Source organism: Luedemannella flava (genome assembly GCF_039528515.1).
In the GTDB taxonomy this organism is placed as follows: Bacteria; Actinomycetota; Actinomycetes; order Mycobacteriales; family Micromonosporaceae; genus Luedemannella; species Luedemannella flava.
Genome location: NZ_BAAALT010000201.1, coordinates 1 through 14,287, shown reverse-complemented (window position 1 = coordinate 14,287; position 14,287 = coordinate 1). Strand labels below are relative to the sequence as shown.

The 14,287-nt window shown below is 68.5% G+C and carries 25 protein-coding genes and 1 pseudogene; 25 read left to right on the top strand and 1 reads right to left on the bottom strand.

Features of this window, described 5'->3' with window-relative positions; genetic code table 11:
* The 25 genes and pseudogenes from ABD211_RS25805 to truA all read left to right on the top strand — a co-directional run.
* Window positions 1-200, top strand: a pseudogene (locus ABD211_RS25805) (30S ribosomal protein S3); the annotation flags it as partial.
* Between the two features lie 3 nt (window positions 201-203).
* Window positions 204-629 carry a 50S ribosomal protein L16 gene (gene rplP / locus ABD211_RS25800; protein ID WP_344137151.1) on the top strand — a complete coding sequence of 142 codons (426 nt, stop codon included), beginning with the start codon at window positions 204-206 and terminating at the stop codon, window positions 627-629.
* Entirely contained in the window at window positions 629-865 is a 237-nt protein-coding gene (gene rpmC / locus ABD211_RS25795) for a 50S ribosomal protein L29 (RefSeq protein ID WP_344078755.1), read from the top strand. Before rplP ends, rpmC begins: the two co-directional genes overlap by 1 nt.
* Complete coding sequence (gene rpsQ / locus ABD211_RS25790) at window positions 862-1,137, top strand: 30S ribosomal protein S17 (RefSeq protein WP_344078753.1); 276 nt, start codon at window positions 862-864, stop codon at window positions 1,135-1,137. Before rpmC ends, rpsQ begins: the two co-directional genes overlap by 4 nt.
* 98 nt (window positions 1,138-1,235) lie before the next feature.
* Window positions 1,236-1,604: a 50S ribosomal protein L14 gene (gene rplN / locus ABD211_RS25785; protein ID WP_344078751.1), complete on the top strand. Its 369-nt coding sequence runs from the start codon at window positions 1,236-1,238 to the stop codon at window positions 1,602-1,604.
* Window positions 1,601-1,921: a 50S ribosomal protein L24 gene (gene rplX, locus ABD211_RS25780; protein ID WP_344137148.1), complete on the top strand. Its 321-nt coding sequence runs from the start codon at window positions 1,601-1,603 to the stop codon at window positions 1,919-1,921. The genes rplN and rplX overlap by 4 nt, the downstream gene beginning before the upstream one ends.
* Window positions 1,921-2,490 carry a 50S ribosomal protein L5 gene (rplE, locus tag ABD211_RS25775; RefSeq protein ID WP_344137145.1) on the top strand — a complete coding sequence of 190 codons (570 nt, stop codon included), beginning with the start codon at window positions 1,921-1,923 and terminating at the stop codon, window positions 2,488-2,490. Before rplX ends, rplE begins: the two co-directional genes overlap by 1 nt.
* A 1-nt stretch (window position 2,491) precedes the next feature.
* The gene (locus ABD211_RS25770) at window positions 2,492-2,677 is read left to right on the top strand and encodes a type Z 30S ribosomal protein S14 (RefSeq protein ID WP_344078745.1); all 186 of its coding nucleotides are present in this window, start codon (window positions 2,492-2,494) and stop codon (window positions 2,675-2,677) included.
* Between the two features lie 55 nt (window positions 2,678-2,732).
* Window positions 2,733-3,140, top strand: a complete 408-nt coding sequence (rpsH, locus tag ABD211_RS25765; protein WP_344078743.1) for a 30S ribosomal protein S8 — start codon at window positions 2,733-2,735, stop codon at window positions 3,138-3,140.
* Between the two features lie 15 nt (window positions 3,141-3,155).
* Window positions 3,156-3,698, top strand: coding sequence for a 50S ribosomal protein L6 (rplF, locus tag ABD211_RS25760; RefSeq protein WP_344137142.1), 543 nt, complete (start codon window positions 3,156-3,158; stop codon window positions 3,696-3,698).
* Window positions 3,695-4,084 carry a 50S ribosomal protein L18 gene (rplR, locus tag ABD211_RS25755; RefSeq protein ID WP_425560531.1) on the top strand — a complete coding sequence of 130 codons (390 nt, stop codon included), beginning with the start codon at window positions 3,695-3,697 and terminating at the stop codon, window positions 4,082-4,084. The genes rplF and rplR overlap by 4 nt, the downstream gene beginning before the upstream one ends.
* Before the next feature lie 16 nt (window positions 4,085-4,100).
* Entirely contained in the window at window positions 4,101-4,745 is a 645-nt protein-coding gene (gene rpsE / locus ABD211_RS25750) for a 30S ribosomal protein S5 (protein ID WP_344137139.1), read from the top strand.
* Window positions 4,745-4,927, top strand: coding sequence for a 50S ribosomal protein L30 (gene rpmD, locus ABD211_RS25745; RefSeq protein WP_344137154.1), 183 nt, complete (start codon window positions 4,745-4,747; stop codon window positions 4,925-4,927). Before rpsE ends, rpmD begins: the two co-directional genes overlap by 1 nt.
* Window positions 4,927-5,370: a 50S ribosomal protein L15 gene (gene rplO / locus ABD211_RS25740; protein ID WP_344137136.1), complete on the top strand. Its 444-nt coding sequence runs from the start codon at window positions 4,927-4,929 to the stop codon at window positions 5,368-5,370. Before rpmD ends, rplO begins: the two co-directional genes overlap by 1 nt.
* Window positions 5,371-5,626: 256 nt before the next feature.
* On the top strand, window positions 5,627-6,958 hold the full coding sequence (gene secY / locus ABD211_RS25735; protein WP_344137133.1) for a preprotein translocase subunit SecY: 1,332 nt from the start codon (window positions 5,627-5,629) through the stop codon (window positions 6,956-6,958).
* Window positions 6,958-7,611 (top strand): adenylate kinase, encoded by a 654-nt coding sequence (locus ABD211_RS25730; protein ID WP_344137130.1) that lies wholly within the window; start codon window positions 6,958-6,960, stop codon window positions 7,609-7,611. Before secY ends, ABD211_RS25730 begins: the two co-directional genes overlap by 1 nt.
* Before the next feature lie 24 nt (window positions 7,612-7,635).
* Window positions 7,636-8,454: a type I methionyl aminopeptidase gene (gene map / locus ABD211_RS25725; protein ID WP_425560530.1), complete on the top strand. Its 819-nt coding sequence runs from the start codon at window positions 7,636-7,638 to the stop codon at window positions 8,452-8,454.
* A 250-nt stretch (window positions 8,455-8,704) separates the two neighbouring features.
* Window positions 8,705-8,926: a translation initiation factor IF-1 gene (infA, locus tag ABD211_RS25720; RefSeq protein ID WP_344078731.1), complete on the top strand. Its 222-nt coding sequence runs from the start codon at window positions 8,705-8,707 to the stop codon at window positions 8,924-8,926.
* A 40-nt stretch (window positions 8,927-8,966) separates the two neighbouring features.
* Complete coding sequence (rpmJ, locus tag ABD211_RS25715) at window positions 8,967-9,080, top strand: 50S ribosomal protein L36 (RefSeq protein WP_020520458.1); 114 nt, start codon at window positions 8,967-8,969, stop codon at window positions 9,078-9,080.
* Between the two features lie 222 nt (window positions 9,081-9,302).
* Window positions 9,303-9,683 (top strand): 30S ribosomal protein S13, encoded by a 381-nt coding sequence (gene rpsM, locus ABD211_RS25710; protein ID WP_344137124.1) that lies wholly within the window; start codon window positions 9,303-9,305, stop codon window positions 9,681-9,683.
* A gap of 21 nt (window positions 9,684-9,704) precedes the next feature.
* Window positions 9,705-10,115, top strand: coding sequence for a 30S ribosomal protein S11 (rpsK, locus tag ABD211_RS25705; protein ID WP_344137121.1), 411 nt, complete (start codon window positions 9,705-9,707; stop codon window positions 10,113-10,115).
* A 19-nt stretch (window positions 10,116-10,134) separates the two neighbouring features.
* Window positions 10,135-10,761 (top strand): 30S ribosomal protein S4, encoded by a 627-nt coding sequence (rpsD, locus tag ABD211_RS25700; RefSeq protein ID WP_344137118.1) that lies wholly within the window; start codon window positions 10,135-10,137, stop codon window positions 10,759-10,761.
* Between the two features lie 94 nt (window positions 10,762-10,855).
* Complete coding sequence (locus tag ABD211_RS25695) at window positions 10,856-11,878, top strand: DNA-directed RNA polymerase subunit alpha (RefSeq protein WP_344137115.1); 1,023 nt, start codon at window positions 10,856-10,858, stop codon at window positions 11,876-11,878.
* Between the two features lie 30 nt (window positions 11,879-11,908).
* Window positions 11,909-12,445: a 50S ribosomal protein L17 gene (gene rplQ / locus ABD211_RS25690; RefSeq protein WP_344137112.1), complete on the top strand. Its 537-nt coding sequence runs from the start codon at window positions 11,909-11,911 to the stop codon at window positions 12,443-12,445.
* Between the two features lie 71 nt (window positions 12,446-12,516).
* Complete coding sequence (truA, locus tag ABD211_RS25685; RefSeq protein WP_344137109.1) at window positions 12,517-13,323, top strand: tRNA pseudouridine(38-40) synthase TruA; 807 nt, start codon at window positions 12,517-12,519, stop codon at window positions 13,321-13,323.
* A 59-nt stretch (window positions 13,324-13,382) separates the two neighbouring features.
* Here truA and ABD211_RS25680 read toward each other — a convergent pair.
* A partial coding sequence (locus ABD211_RS25680; protein ID WP_344137106.1) for a hypothetical protein occupies window positions 13,383-14,287 on the bottom strand: 905 nt, incomplete at its 5' end.

The following is a 14,287-nucleotide window of genomic DNA, read 5'->3' as shown; positions in this document are numbered from 1 at the left end:
GTCCGCGCCGCGACCGGGCCGACCGGCCCGAGCGCCCGCGCGGCCGCCGCTCGGGTAGCTCCGGCACGACGGCGGGCGGCACCGAGGCTGGCCGCGCGGCCGCCGCGGAGCTCGCCGGCACCCCCACGAGCGAAGGCGCCGAGGCGCCGTCGGCTGAGGTTTCGACCCCCGCCGAGACGACATCAGCGCAGGAGGGCTGATCCATGTTGATGCCCCGTAAGCCCCCGAACGGCTTCCGCAAGCCGCACCACCCGGACCGTCACGGTTCGTCCAAGGGTGGCAACCGGGTGGTCTTCGGTGAGTTCGGCATCCAGGCCCTGGAGCCGGCGTACGTGACCAACCGCCAGATCGAGGCGGCCCGTATCGCCATGACCCGTCACATCAAGCGTGGCGGCAAGGTCTGGATCACGATCTTCCCGGACCGCTCGCTGACCAAGAAGCCCGCTGAGACCCGTATGGGTTCCGGTAAGGGCTCGCCCGAGTGGTGGGTGGCGAACATCAAGCCGGGTCGCGTCCTGTTCGAGATGTCGTTCCCGAACGAGACGGTCGCGCGAGAGGCGATGCGTCGCGCGATCCACAAGCTCCCGATGAAGTGCCGCATCGTCAAGCGCGAAGTGGGTGAGGTCTGATGGCAGCGGGAACCGTGGCCGCTGAGCTGCGTGAGCTCTCCGAGGAGGAGCTGGTCACGAAGCTGCGCGAGGCCAAGGCTGAGCTGTTCAACCTCCGCGTGCAGTCGGCTACCGGGCAGCTGGACAACAACCGGCGTCTGCAGGTTGTCCGTCGCGAGATTGCCCGTATCTACACGATCATGCGTGAGCGTGAGCTTGGGCTCTCGGCCGCGCCGACTGAGGTGACAGCGTCATGAGCGAGAACACCGAGACCACGGTGCGCGGCAGCCGCAAGGTCCGCGAAGGCCTCGTGGTCAGCGACAAGATGGACAAGACCGTGGTGGTCGCCGTCGAGGACCGGGTCAAGCACTCGCTCTACGGCAAGGTCCTGCGGCGTACCAGCAAGCTGAAGGCGCACGACGAGCAGAACGCGTGCGGCATCGGCGACCGGGTGCTGCTGATGGAGACCCGACCGCTGTCGGCCACGAAGCGCTGGCGGGTCGTGGAGATCCTCGAGAAGGCCAAGTAGCGCAGGCCGTCCGGCAATCGCCCGGCCCGTCCGGGCGGAGGTTCCGCCAAGCTCCACCGTCCAACCGGTGCGAGAACTGGCAGACATAGGAGAGAGACGTGATTCAGCAGGAGTCGCGACTGCGGGTCGCCGACAACACGGGCGCACGGGAGATCCTGTGCATCCGGGTGCTCGGTGGCTCGGGTCGGCGCTACGCCGGCATCGGCGACGTCATCGTGGCGACCGTCAAGGACGCCATCCCGGGCGCCGGTGTCAAGAAGGGCGACGTCGTCAAGGCTGTCGTCGTGCGCACCACCAAGGAGCGGCGGCGTCCCGACGGGTCGTACATCCGCTTCGACGAGAACGCGGCGGTGATCATCAAGGACGGCGGTGACCCCCGGGGCACCCGCATCTTCGGGCCGGTCGGCCGGGAGCTGCGTGACAAGCGGTTCATGAAGATCATCTCCCTCGCACCGGAGGTGTTGTGACCGTGAAGGTCAAGAAGGGCGACACGGTCATCGTCATCGCCGGCAAGGACAGGGGCGCCAAGGGCAAGGTCATCGCGGCCTACCCGCGCCTGGACAAGGTTCTTGTCGAGGGCGTGAACCGGGTCAAGAAGCACACGCGCGTGAGCACCACCCAGCGCGGCGCCAAGACCGGCGGCATCGTCACCCAGGAGGCGCCGATCCACGTCTCCAACGTGATGGTGGTCGACTCGGACGGCCAGCCGACCCGTGTCGGCTACCGGATCGGGGAAGACGGCCAGAAGGTGCGCGTCGCTCGCCGTACCGGTAAGGACCTGTGATGACGACCGCTACCACTGAGAAGATCACTCCGCGGCTCAAGACCCGCTACCGCGAGGAGATCGCCCCCGCCCTGCGCGAGGAGTTCTCGTACGCGAACCCGATGCAGGTTCCGGGCCTCGTGAAGATTGTCGTGAACATGGGTGTCGGCGACGCCGCCCGTGACGCCAAGCTGATCGACGGCGCGGTCAAGGACCTCACCGCCATCACCGGCCAGAAGCCGCAGGTGCGTCGCGCCACGAAGTCCATCGCGCAGTTCAAGCTCCGCGAGGGCATGCCGATCGGCGCCAAGGTGACGCTGCGCGGCGACCGGATGTGGGAGTTCCTGGACCGGCTGCTGTCGATCGCGCTGCCGCGTATCCGTGACTTCCGCGGGCTCGACGGGCGCAAGCTCGACGGGCACGGCAACTACACGTTCGGTCTGACCGAGCAGTCGGTGTTCCACGAGATCGACCAGGACCGCATCGACCGGGTCCGGGGCATGGACATCACCGTCGTGACCACCGCACAGACCGACGACGAGGGTCGGGCGCTGCTCAAGCGCCTGGGCTTCCCGTTCAAGGAGAACTGACATGGCCAAGAAGGCGCTGATTCTCAAGGCGGCCGCGAAGCCGAAGTTCTCGGTGCGCGCCTACACCCGGTGCCAGCGGTGCGGTCGGCCGAAGTCGGTCTACCGCAAGTTCGGCCTCTGCCGCATCTGCATCCGGGAGATGGCCCACCGCGGTGAGCTCCCCGGTGTTTCGAAGGCCTCCTGGTAATGAGTCTTCGCTGCAGGCCCACAGGGAACCGCAGCGAGAAGGGTTTTGACCAACCATGACAATGACTGACCCGATCGCGGACATGTTGACCCGTCTGCGTAACGCCAACCAGGCGTACCACGACAAGGTCGCCATGCCCTACTCGAAGATCAAGGCGAACATCGCCGAGGTCCTCAAGGCCGAGGGCTACGTCTCGACCTGGGACGTGCAGGAGCCTGAGGAGGGCAAGGTCGGCAAGACCCTCGTGGTCGAGCTGAAGTACGGCCCGAACCGCGAGCGCAGCCTCGCCGGCATCCGGCGCGTGTCCAAGCCTGGTCTGCGGGTGTACGCCCGTTCCCAGGAGATGCCGCGGGTGCTCGGTGGCCTGGGTATCGCCATCATCTCGACCTCCCAGGGGCTGTTGACTGACCGGCAGGCCCGCAAGCGGAACGTGGGCGGGGAAGTCCTCGCCTGGGTCTGGTAAGCGAGGCTTGTAACAATGTCGCGAATTGGACGTAAGCCGATCACGGTGCCCGCGGGCGTCGAGATCAAGATTGAGGGCCAGACCGTCAAGGTCAAGGGTCCGAAGGGCGAGCTCAGCCACGTCCTCGCCGAGCCGATCACGGCGGAGCGGGGCGAGGACGGCCAGCTCTACGTGAGCCGGCCGAACGACGAGCGCAAGGCCAAGGAGCTGCACGGCCTGAGCCGTACGCTGATCTCCAACATGGTCGTCGGCGTGACCGAGGGCTACAAGAAGTCGCTGGAGATCGCCGGCACCGGTTACCGCGTGGCCGCCAAGGGCTCGGACCTCGAGTTCGCCCTCGGCTTCTCGCACCCGGTCCTCGTGTCCCCGCCGGCTGGCATCACGTTCGCCGTGGAGAAGCCCACACTCTTCCACGTGAGCGGGATCGACAAGCAGCAGGTGGGCGAGGTCGCCGCCAACATCCGTAAGATCCGCCCGCCGGAGCCGTACAAGGGCAAGGGCGTGAAGTACCAGGGCGAGGTCATCCGCCGTAAGGCCGGAAAGGCAGGTAAGAAGTGAGCGCGACTCTGCTCAAGCGTCGCAGCGGCGTGGCCGCCAAGCGCGCCGTCGGGCGGGCGCGGCGCCACTTCCGGGTGCGCAAGAACATCAACGGCTCCGCCGAGCGCCCGCGCCTGGTCGTCACCCGCTCGCTGCGGCACATCACGGCCCAGGTCGTGGACGACACCAAGGGCCACACGCTGGCCTCGGCGTCGACCCTCGACACCTCGATCCGGGGTGGCGACGGCGACAAGAAGGCGCTCGCGGCCAAGGTCGGTGCGCTCGTCGCCGAGCGGGCCAAGGCCGCTGGCATCACCAAGGTGGTCTTCGACCGCGGTGGCAACCGGTACGCGGGGCGCATCGCCTCGCTGGCCGACGCCGCGCGCGAAGCCGGACTCGAGTTCTAGGAAGGAGTGGACAGATATGCCAGGTCCACAGCGCCGGGGCTCCGGGTCCGGTAACAGCAGCGGCGGCGAGGGCGGCGGCCGCGAGGGTCGTGGCGGCCGGGGTGGCCGCGACGGTGGCGGCCGGGGCGGCCGCGACGTCGCGGAGAAGACCCCGCACCTCGAGCGGGTCGTGACGATCAACCGTGTCGCGAAGGTCGTCAAGGGCGGCCGTCGCTTCAGCTTCACCGCGCTCGTCGTGGTGGGCGACGGTGACGGCACGGTCGGCGTCGGCTACGGCAAGGCCAAGGAGGTGCCCGCGGCGATCGCCAAGGGCGTCGAGGAGGCCAAGAAGCACTTCTTCAAGGTGCCGCGCATCGCCTCCTCGATCCCGCACCCCGTGCAGGGCGAGGACGCGGCTGGCGTCGTGCTGCTCAAGCCGGCCTCCGCCGGTACCGGCGTCATCGCCGGTGGCCCGGTGCGCGCCGTGCTGGAGTGCGCCGGCATCCACGACGTGCTCTCCAAGAGCCTCGGTTCCTCGAACCCGATCAACATCGTGCACGCGACCGTGGCGGCCCTGAAGGCGCTCGAGTCCCCGGAGGCCGTGGCCGCGCGTCGTGGCCTGCCGGTCGAGGACGTGGCGCCGACGCGCATGCTGCAGGCGCGTGCGGGAGTGGGTGCGTGATGGCGCGTCTGAAGGTCACCCAGGTTCGGTCCGACATCGGTGCCAAGCACAACCAGCGCGAGTCGCTGCGTTCGCTGGGCCTCAAGCGGATCAACGACGTGGTGGTGAAGGAGGACCGCCCCGAGATTCGGGGCATGATCTTCAAGGTCAACCACCTCGTGCAGGTCGAGGAGGTTGAGTAATGACGATCAAGGTTCACCACCTGCGTCCGGCTCCGGGCGCCAAGACCGCTAAGACCCGCGTGGGTCGCGGTGAGGGCTCCAAGGGCAAGACCGCCGGCCGCGGCACCAAGGGCTCCAAGGCCCGCAAGAACATCTCGCCGGCGTTCGAGGGTGGGCAGATGCCCATCCACATGCGCCTGCCGAAGCTCAAGGGCTTCAAGAACAACAACAAGGTCGTCTTCCAGGTCGTCAACCTGGACCGCCTCGCCGAGCTCTTCCCCAAGGGCGGCGAGGTCGGTCCGGTCGAGCTGGTCGAGGCCGGCGCGGTCCGCAAGGGCCAGCCGGTCAAGGTGCTCGGCACCGGCGACCTCGGTGGGGTGAAGTTCCAGGTTTCGGCCCACGCTTTCAGCGGGTCGGCCAAGGAGAAGATCGCCGCCGCCGGCGGCTCCACCACGGAGCTGTAGGCCACAGGCACACAGGTCGTGGCGCCCATCTGCACACGTGGCATGATGGGCGCCACGGCTGGTACCGCTGTCGGTTCGATCCCTGGTGGGTCAATCCATTCAGCGAAGTCACTACCCGCTTAACTGAATCTTCGCCGGGCTGTTAGAGTCGGCGTTCGCACTCCCCGCCCGTCCGGACTCCTGGCCGGGCACACTCCCGAAGGTCCCGTCCCCGCCGTGTCCGAGCAGTCGGCGGTTGTTGCGCAGGAGGAAGAAGTTGCTCTCCGCCTTTCTCAGTGCGTTCCGCACGCCTGACCTGCGCAAGAAGCTGCTGTTCACAGTAGCCATCATCGCGGTCTACCGGCTGGGCGCGACCATGCCGAGCCCCGGCGTCTCCTACGGCCACGTGCAGAAGTGCATCGACCTGGTCCAGGGATCCGACGCCAGCAACGGCGTGTTCACGCTGCTGAACCTCTTCTCCGGCGGCGCGCTGCTGCAGCTGTCGGTCTTCGCGCTGGGCATCATGCCCTACATCACCGCGAGCATCATCCTTCAGCTGCTCACCGTGGTCATCCCGCGGTTGGAGCAGCTGAAGAAGGAGGGCCAGTCCGGCCAGGCGAAGATCACGCAGTACACGCGCTACCTGACGCTCGGCCTCGCCGTGCTGCAGGCCTCCGCGTTCGTCGCGCTCGCCCGCTCCGGTCAGCTCTTCAGCAACCTCTGCAACACCGCGGACACCGAGATCATCCCCGAGACCAAGCTGGGCATGCCGCTCACGCTCGTGACTCTGGTGATCACGATGACCGCCGGCACGGGCGTGGTCATGTGGCTCGGTGAGCTGATCACCGACCGGGGTGTCGGCAACGGCATGTCGGTCCTGATCTTCACCTCGATCGCCGCCCGTCTCCCCACCGAGGGCATCCAGATCTGGCAGAAGAGCCCGGCGAACTTCTTCGCGGTTCTCGCCATCGGCATCGTCGTCATCACCGGTGTGGTCTGGATCGAGCAGGCGCAGCGCCGCATCCCGGTGCAGTACGCCAAGCGGATGATCGGCCGGCGTATGTACGGCGGCACCTCGACCTACATCCCGCTCAAGGTGAACCAGGCGGGTGTCATCCCGGTCATCTTCGCCTCCTCGCTGCTCTACCTGCCGCAGCTGGCGCTGGGCTTCATGGACGCGGAGAACCCGAGCCGGGTCTACAAGATCATCAACAACTACGTGGTGAACCCGAGCAGCTGGGTCAACATCTCGCTGTACTTCCTGCTGATCATCTTCTTCACGTACTTCTACGTCGGGATCACGTTCAACCCGACCGAGGTCGCCGACAACATGAAGAAGTACGGCGGGTTCGTCCCGGGCATCCGACCCGGCAAGCCGACCGCTGAGTACCTCGACTTCATCCTCAGCCGCATCACGCTCCCGGGCGCGCTGTATCTTGGCATCATCTCCGTTCTGCCGAACCTGTTCATCGGGCTCGCGGGCGGCGCCAAGCAGAACTTCCCGTTCGGTGGCACCGCCGTGCTGATCATCGTTGGCGTGGGTCTGGAGACGGTCAAGCAGATCGAGAGCCAGCTCATGCAGCGTAATTACGAAGGGTTCCTGCGCTAGTGCGGTTGGTCCTGGTCGGCCCGCCGGGCGCGGGCAAGGGAACGCAGGCGGAGTTCATCGCCGCCCACCTGTCCGTGCCCAAGATCTCCACGGGCGACATCTTCCGCGCGAACGTGTCCCAGGGCACCCCCCTGGGCGTGGAGGCCCGTCGGTACATGGACGCGGGCCACCTCGTGCCGGATGAGGTCACGATCAACATGGTCCGGGAGCGGCTGGCCGAGCCGGACGCCGGCGACGGCTTCCTGCTCGACGGCTTCCCCCGGACCGTGCCCCAGGCCGCCGCGCTGGACAAGCTTTTGGCGGACTTCGGCAACACGTTGGACCTCGTGCTCGAGCTCGTGGTCGACGAGGACGAGGTCGTGCGCCGCATCGCCGGTCGCCGCCAGTGCCGCGGCTGCAAGAAGATCTGGCACGTCGAGTTCGACGCGCCGACCCGCGAGGGCGTCTGCGACCGGTGCGGCGGCGAGCTGTACCAGCGCGACGACGACAAGGTCGAGGTCATCGAGGAGCGGCTGCGCGTCTACCGGCGCGACACGGCCCCCCTGATCGACTACTACGGCGCCCAGGGCAAGCTGGTCGGCATCGACGCGACCGGCCCGGTCGAGGACGTCACCGTACGGGCGATCGACGCCTTGCGGTCCTACGGCGGCTGACCCCCGCGCGTGTTCCGGCGAGCTATGGATATCCAGTACAAGACCCCTGCACAGATCGACAAGATGCGCGCGGCCGGGCTGGTCGTCGCGGCGGCGCTGGCCGCCGTCCGCGAGGCCATCGCCCCGGGCGTGTCGACCGCCGACCTGGACGCCGTCGCCGCCCGCGTCATCCGGGACGCGGGGGCCATCCCGTCGTTCCTGGGCTACCACGGCTACCCGGCGACGATCTGCGCGTCGGTCAACAGCCAGGTCGTGCACGCCATCCCGAGCGCGGGTCAGGTGCTCCACGAGGGTGACCTGATCTCGGTCGACTGCGGCGCGATCCTCGACGGCTGGCACGGCGACTCGGCGATCACCGTCGGCGTGGGGGCGATCAGCCCCGAGCTGGCGAAGCTGGCCCGGGTCTGTGACGACTCGCTGTGGGCCGGCATCGCGGCCGCCGCCCGGGGCGTCCGCAAGGGCGGCAAGCTCACCGACATCTCGCACGCCGTCGAGGTCGCCGTCCGCGCCGGCGGGCGGTTCGGGATCGTCGACGGGTACGGCGGACACGGCATCGGCACCGAGATGCACCAGGACCCGCACGTGCTCAACCACGGGCGCCCGGGCAAGGGCCCCAAGCTCGTGCCGGGTCTGGTCCTCGCCATCGAGCCCATGATCACGCTCGGCTCGCCCCGGACCGTCGAACTCTCCGACGGCTGGACCGTCGTGACCCAGGACGGCTCGCGCGCCGCCCACACCGAACACACCGTCGCCCTGCTGGAGGACGGCGCATGGGTGCTGACCGCCGAGGACGGCGGCGTCTCCCGCCTCGGCGAGCTGGCCTCCGCCCGCGCCCAGGCCTGATCCGTCGCCGCTGTGACGCGCCCGACCTCGGGTGCCGTGGGGTCCGGTTTGCTGTGGATCTGTGCCGGCGCGTACACTGCATTACGGCGCACCGCGTCCACTCCGGCATGCCCGCCCAGCGCTTCTCGGCGGCAGTGCCCGGAGCCGCGGCTGGCGCGGATGACGACCCTCTCGTGATCTGCGAATCGGATGTGGTGTGCCGGCGGTTATGCCGCCGAAGTTATAGACCCGACGTCAGGTAGCGGAGGATATGCCGAAGAAGGACGGGGCCATCGAGATCGAGGGCCGAGTGATTGAGCCACTCCCGAACGCCATGTTCCGGGTGGAGCTCTCCAACGGCCACAAGGTCCTGGCTCACATCAGCGGCAAGATGCGACAGCACTACATCCGCATCCTGCCCGAGGACAGGGTTGTCGTCGAGCTCTCGCCGTACGACCTCACCCGCGGGCGGATCGTCTACCGATACAAGTAACGGGTCGGTCAGTGTCCGTTCACACGAAGTAAGGCGAACCGTGAAGGTCAAGCCGAGCGTTAAGAAGATCTGCAACAAGTGCCGGGTCATCCGGCGCCACGGCCGGGTCATGATCATTTGTGACGACCCGCGCCACAAGCAGCGCCAGGGCTGAGCTAGAAGGTCGCAGACCTTCCTCCGGAGAAATGCACTCCTCCGGAAGGCTTGCTCACATCCCAGCGCTGTCACAATTGCAAGGCTCGTTCCAGCCGCGAGCATCTCGCCCGTCAGGGCGTATTCGCGTGCTTACCCCCGGCCCGGAGGCCGGGGCCCCAGCGGAATGCGGGGACGGAGCGGGCAAGACCTCCGAGGGCACATTCAAGGAGTACGCCCACACATGGCACGTCTAGTCGGCGTTGACCTCCCCCGCGAGAAGCGGATGGAGATCGCGCTCACCTATATCTTCGGGATCGGCCGCACCCGCGCGACGGCGACGCTCGCCGCGACCGGCATCGACCCGAGCAAGCGAGCCAAGGACCTGACCGACGAGGAAGTCGTGCAGCTGCGCGACTACATCGAGGGCAACTTCAAGGTCGAAGGTGACCTGCGCCGCGAGGTCGCCGCGGACATCCGGCGCAAGGTCGAGATCGGCTGCTACGAGGGCATCCGCCACCGCCGTGGCCTGCCCGTGCGCGGTCAGCGCACCCGGACCAACGCGCGCACCCGCAAGGGCCCGAAGCGCACGGTGGCCGGCAAGAAGAAGCCCGGCAAGAAGTAAGACTGAGGAGCGCAGAGACTTATGCCGCCTAAGGCACGCACAGGCGGGGCCGCCGTCAAGAAGGTCCGCCGCAAGGAACGTAAGAACGTCTCCCACGGGCAGGCGCACATCAAGAGCACCTTCAACAACACCATCGTGTCCATCACGGACCCGACCGGTGCGGTGATCTCGTGGGCGTCCGCTGGCCAGGTGGGTTTCAAGGGCTCGCGCAAGTCGACCCCGTTCGCCGCGCAGCTGGCCGCCGAGGCCGCCGCGCGTCGCGCGATGGAGCACGGCATGCGCAAGGTCGACGTCTTCGTGAAGGGCCCGGGCTCGGGCCGCGAGACCGCCATCCGTTCGCTGACGGCCGCTGGTCTTGAGGTCGGCGCGATCGCCGACGTCACGCCGCAGCCGCACAACGGGTGCCGTCCGCCGAAGCGTCGTCGGGTCTGAGGCCAGGGGAGATATAACAATGGCTCGTTACACAGGTGCCGACTGCCGCCGCTGCCGGCGCGAGAAGATGAAGCTGTTCCTCAAGGGCAGCAAGTGCGACGGACCGAAGTGCCCCTTCGAGTCGCGCCCCTTCCCGCCCGGCCAGCACGGCCGCGGTCGTTCGAAGGACACCGAGTACCTGCTGCAGCTGCGTGAGAAGCAGAAGGCCCGCCGCATCTACGGCGTGCTGGAGAAGCAGTTCCGCACGTACTACGAAGAGGCCAACCGCCGCTCCGGCAAGACCGGTGAGGAGCTGCTCAAGATTCTTGAGTCGCGCCTCGACAACGTGGTCTACCGGGCCGGCTACGCCAAGTCCCGCGACATGGCCCGTCAGCTGGTCAAGCACGGTCACTTCACGGTGAACGGCAAGAAGGTCGACATCCCGTCCTTCCGCGTGACCGAGCACGACATCGTGCAGGTCCGCGAGAAGTCGGCCGAGCTCACCCCGTTCGTGGTGGCCCGCGCCGAGGCCGGCAGCCGGACCGTTCCGGCGTGGCTGGAGGCTGTTCCCAGCCAGCTCAAGATCCTGGTGCACACGCTCCCGGCCCGGCAGGTCATCGACACGCAGGTCCAGGAGCAGCTGATCGTCGAGCTCTACTCCAAGTAGTGGCTCGTCCGCCCCACCCGGCACCTGCCGGGTGGGGCGAACACCGCAGACGGGCGTCATATAGCGGTCGCCCCGAACGAAAAGAGAAAACCAAGTGCTCATCTCGCAGCGACCGACCCTCACCGAGGAGTCGATCAACGAGACCCGGTCCCGGTTCACCATCGAGCCGCTGGAGCCCGGCTTCGGGTACACGCTGGGCAACTCCCTGCGTCGCACCCTGCTGAGCTCGATCCCGGGTGCCGCCGTCACCAGCATCAAGATCGACGGCGTGCTGCACGAGTTCACCACGATCCCCGGTGTCAAGGAGGACGTGGTCGAGCTGGTCATGAACGTGAAGGACCTCTGCGTCTCGTCGGAGCACGACGAGCCGGTCTCGATGTACCTGCGCAAGCAGGGCCCCGGTGACATCACCGCGGGCGACATCCAGCCGCCGTCGGGCGTCCAGGTGCACAACGCCGACCTCAAGCTCGCCACGCTCAACGGCAAGGGCCGGGTCGACATGGAGCTCACCGTCGAGCGCGGCCGCGGCTACGTCAGCGCCGCGCAGAACAAGCAGCAGGGCCAGGAGATCGGCCGGATCCCGGTCGACTCGATCTACTCGCCCGTGCTCAAGGTGACCTACCGGGTCGAGGCGACCCGTGTCGAGCAGCGCACCGACTTCGACCGGCTCGTTCTCGACGTCGAGACCAAGCCGGCGATCTCGCCGCGGACGGCGCTCGCCAGCGCCGGCTCGACCCTCGTCGAGCTGTTCGGGCTCGCCCGGGAGCTGGACGAGACCGCCGAGGGCATCGACATCGGCCCGTCGCCGCAGGACGCGCAGCTCGCTGCCGACCTGGCGCTGCCGATCGAGGAGCTGGACCTCACCGTCCGGTCGTACAACTGCCTCAAGCGTGAGGGGATCAACTCGGTTGGCGAGCTGATCGGTCGCACGGAGGCGGACCTGCTCGATATAAGGAATTTCGGGCAGAAGTCGATCGACGAGGTCAAGATGAAGCTGGCCGGCATGGGCCTGGGTCTGAAGGACTCGGCGCCGGTCTTCGACCCCGCTCACGTCGTGGACACCTTCGCCGACGTCGATTACGACGGCGAGGACTACCGCGAGACCGAGCAGCTGTAGTCCTTACCAAAAGACGAAGGAGCACCACCGATGCCCACGCCGACCAAGGGTCCCCGCCTCGGCGGCTCGCCCGCGCACGAGCGGCTGATGCTGGCGAACCTGGCCGCTTCGCTGTTCAAGCACGGCAAGATCACCACGACGGAGACGAAGGCGAAGCGGCTGCGTCCGCTCGCCGAGCAGCTGATCACCAAGGCCAAGCGCGGTGACCTGCACGCCCGTCGTCGGGTGCTCACCGTGATCCACGACAAGGACGTGGTCTACACGCTCTTCGACGAGATCGCGCCGCGCTACACCAACCGGCCGGGTGGCTACACCCGCATCATCAAGGCCGGCGTGCGCAAGGGTGACGCCGCGCCGATGGCGATCATCGAGCTGGTCGAGGAGCTGCAGGTGGCTGCCCCGGCGCCCGCCAAGAAGGCGGCTGCCCGCAAGGCGACCAAGCAGGAGGCCGTCGCCGCGCTCGCCGGTGACACCGATGAGACCCCGGTCGCCGCCGACACCGACTCCGGTGCCGCGGCCGCCAAGGGTTCGGAGGAGCCCGCCGAGGGCGCCGACGACAAGGCCTGACCATCAGCGCAGTCGCGACGGGTCCGACTCCCCACACCGGGGAGCCGGACCCGTCCCGTGTCCGGCTCCTGATGCGGGTCGGCTATGACGGCACCGACTTCTCCGGCTGGGCCGTCCAGCCCGGCCGGCGTACGGTCGCTGGTGTCCTCACCGACACGCTCACGCGCATGTTCGGGGCGGTCGAGGGTCTCACGGTCGCCGGCCGGACCGACGCGGGCGTGCACGCCACCGGCCAGGTCTGCCACGTGGAGGTCCCGGCCGACCGGTGGGCCCGGATGGGCGACACGCTCGTACCGCGGCTCTCTGGTCTGCTGCCCGCGGACGTGCGGGTCTACGCGGCGGGTGCGGCGCCCGAGGGGTTCGACGCCCGGTTCTCCGCACTGCACCGCAGGTACGAGTACCGGGTCACGGACGCGCCGTGGGGGGCGCCGCCGCTGCGCCACCGCGACACCCTGGCCTGGCCCCGGCCGCTCGACCTCGACCGCCTGGCGGCCGCCGCCGACGGGCTCACCGGGCACCACGACTTCGCGGCGTTCTGCAAGCGCAAGGAGAACGCGACCACCGTCCGCACGCTGACCCACTTCGCGTGGCACCGGGGCCCCGACGGGGTCCTCGTCGCGAGCGTCCAGGCGGACGCGTTCTGCCAGGCTATGGTCCGTAGCCTGGTCGGGGCCCTGCTCGCAGTGGGGGAGGGCCGCCGCGACCCGGCCTGGCCCGCGGGCCTGCTCGCCCGGCGCGAGCGCGCGGACGAGGTCCCCGTGGCGCCCCCGCACGGCCTGACGCTGGTCGAGGTGGCCTACCCGTCCGACACCGACCTGGCCGCCCAGGCGGACCTGACCCGCCGTCGCCGCGACCCGGTCCCTCCGCCGCCGACGTAGCGGGCGCCATTCGATCTTCAGGCTCTGTGGTCGCACCAGCGACCCGGATCTTCAGCCGCTCAGTTGGCGGACGCGGCGGGGCTTTCTGACGGGTTGACGCCCGGCGAGGCGGAGGCCCCCGCCATGGCCTCCTTGTCCAGGGCCCAGTTGGCGATCACCTGATCCCGCAGGTACGTCTCCACGATGTCGTAGATGATCACCCGAGGGTACGGGTCGTTCTTCGTGAACTCCTTGCCGTCCGCGCGGGCGATGACGCAGTACGCCAGGAAGTGGCCGTCGGCGTCCCAGGCGAGCTGGGTCGGCGCGGTGCCCATCACCTTCGTGGTCGAGTTCGAGATGTAGCCCGTGAACCGGCCCTTGCCGGCGTCCACGTACGTCTTGATCTCCTCGTGGGCCTGCCTGGCCGCCACGTCGTCCTTCAGGTTGAACACGCCGAGGGTCACGTAGTAGTTCTTGTCCTCCGTGCGCACCGTGGCCCGGATGACCTGGTTGCAGCCGAGGCTGCGCAGCATCTTGCCGAGCTCGCCGGTGGCGCCGGCCCGGCAGTCCTTCAGCACCTGGGCATTGCCGATCATCGCGTACGGCGGGACGCCCTGCCCGATCGTCAGTTCCTTCCCGGGGAAGACGTCGGCGGCGGTCATGGCCTTCGGGTCGACCTTGCGGTCGGAGATGTCGCGGGTCGGCGGCGCGCTTGTCGGCGGGACGGCCGTCTTGCGGGTGTCCCGCTGCGCGTCCAGGAACATGGTGCGCAGCCCGACCCCGCACACGGCGATGACGGCCAGCACCGCGACGGCCGCGACGCTCACCACCCAGCGGCGGTGGTGCGGGGCGGCCTTCAGCAGGCGTTCGGGCACCACACCGGTAAGCATCTCCGGGCGCAGGCCGAGCTGCTTCGCGCGCGCCTTCAGGACCGCCGGCACGTCCGACGGCGGTCGGTTGGCCGCCGCCGTCCGGCGCGCGTCCG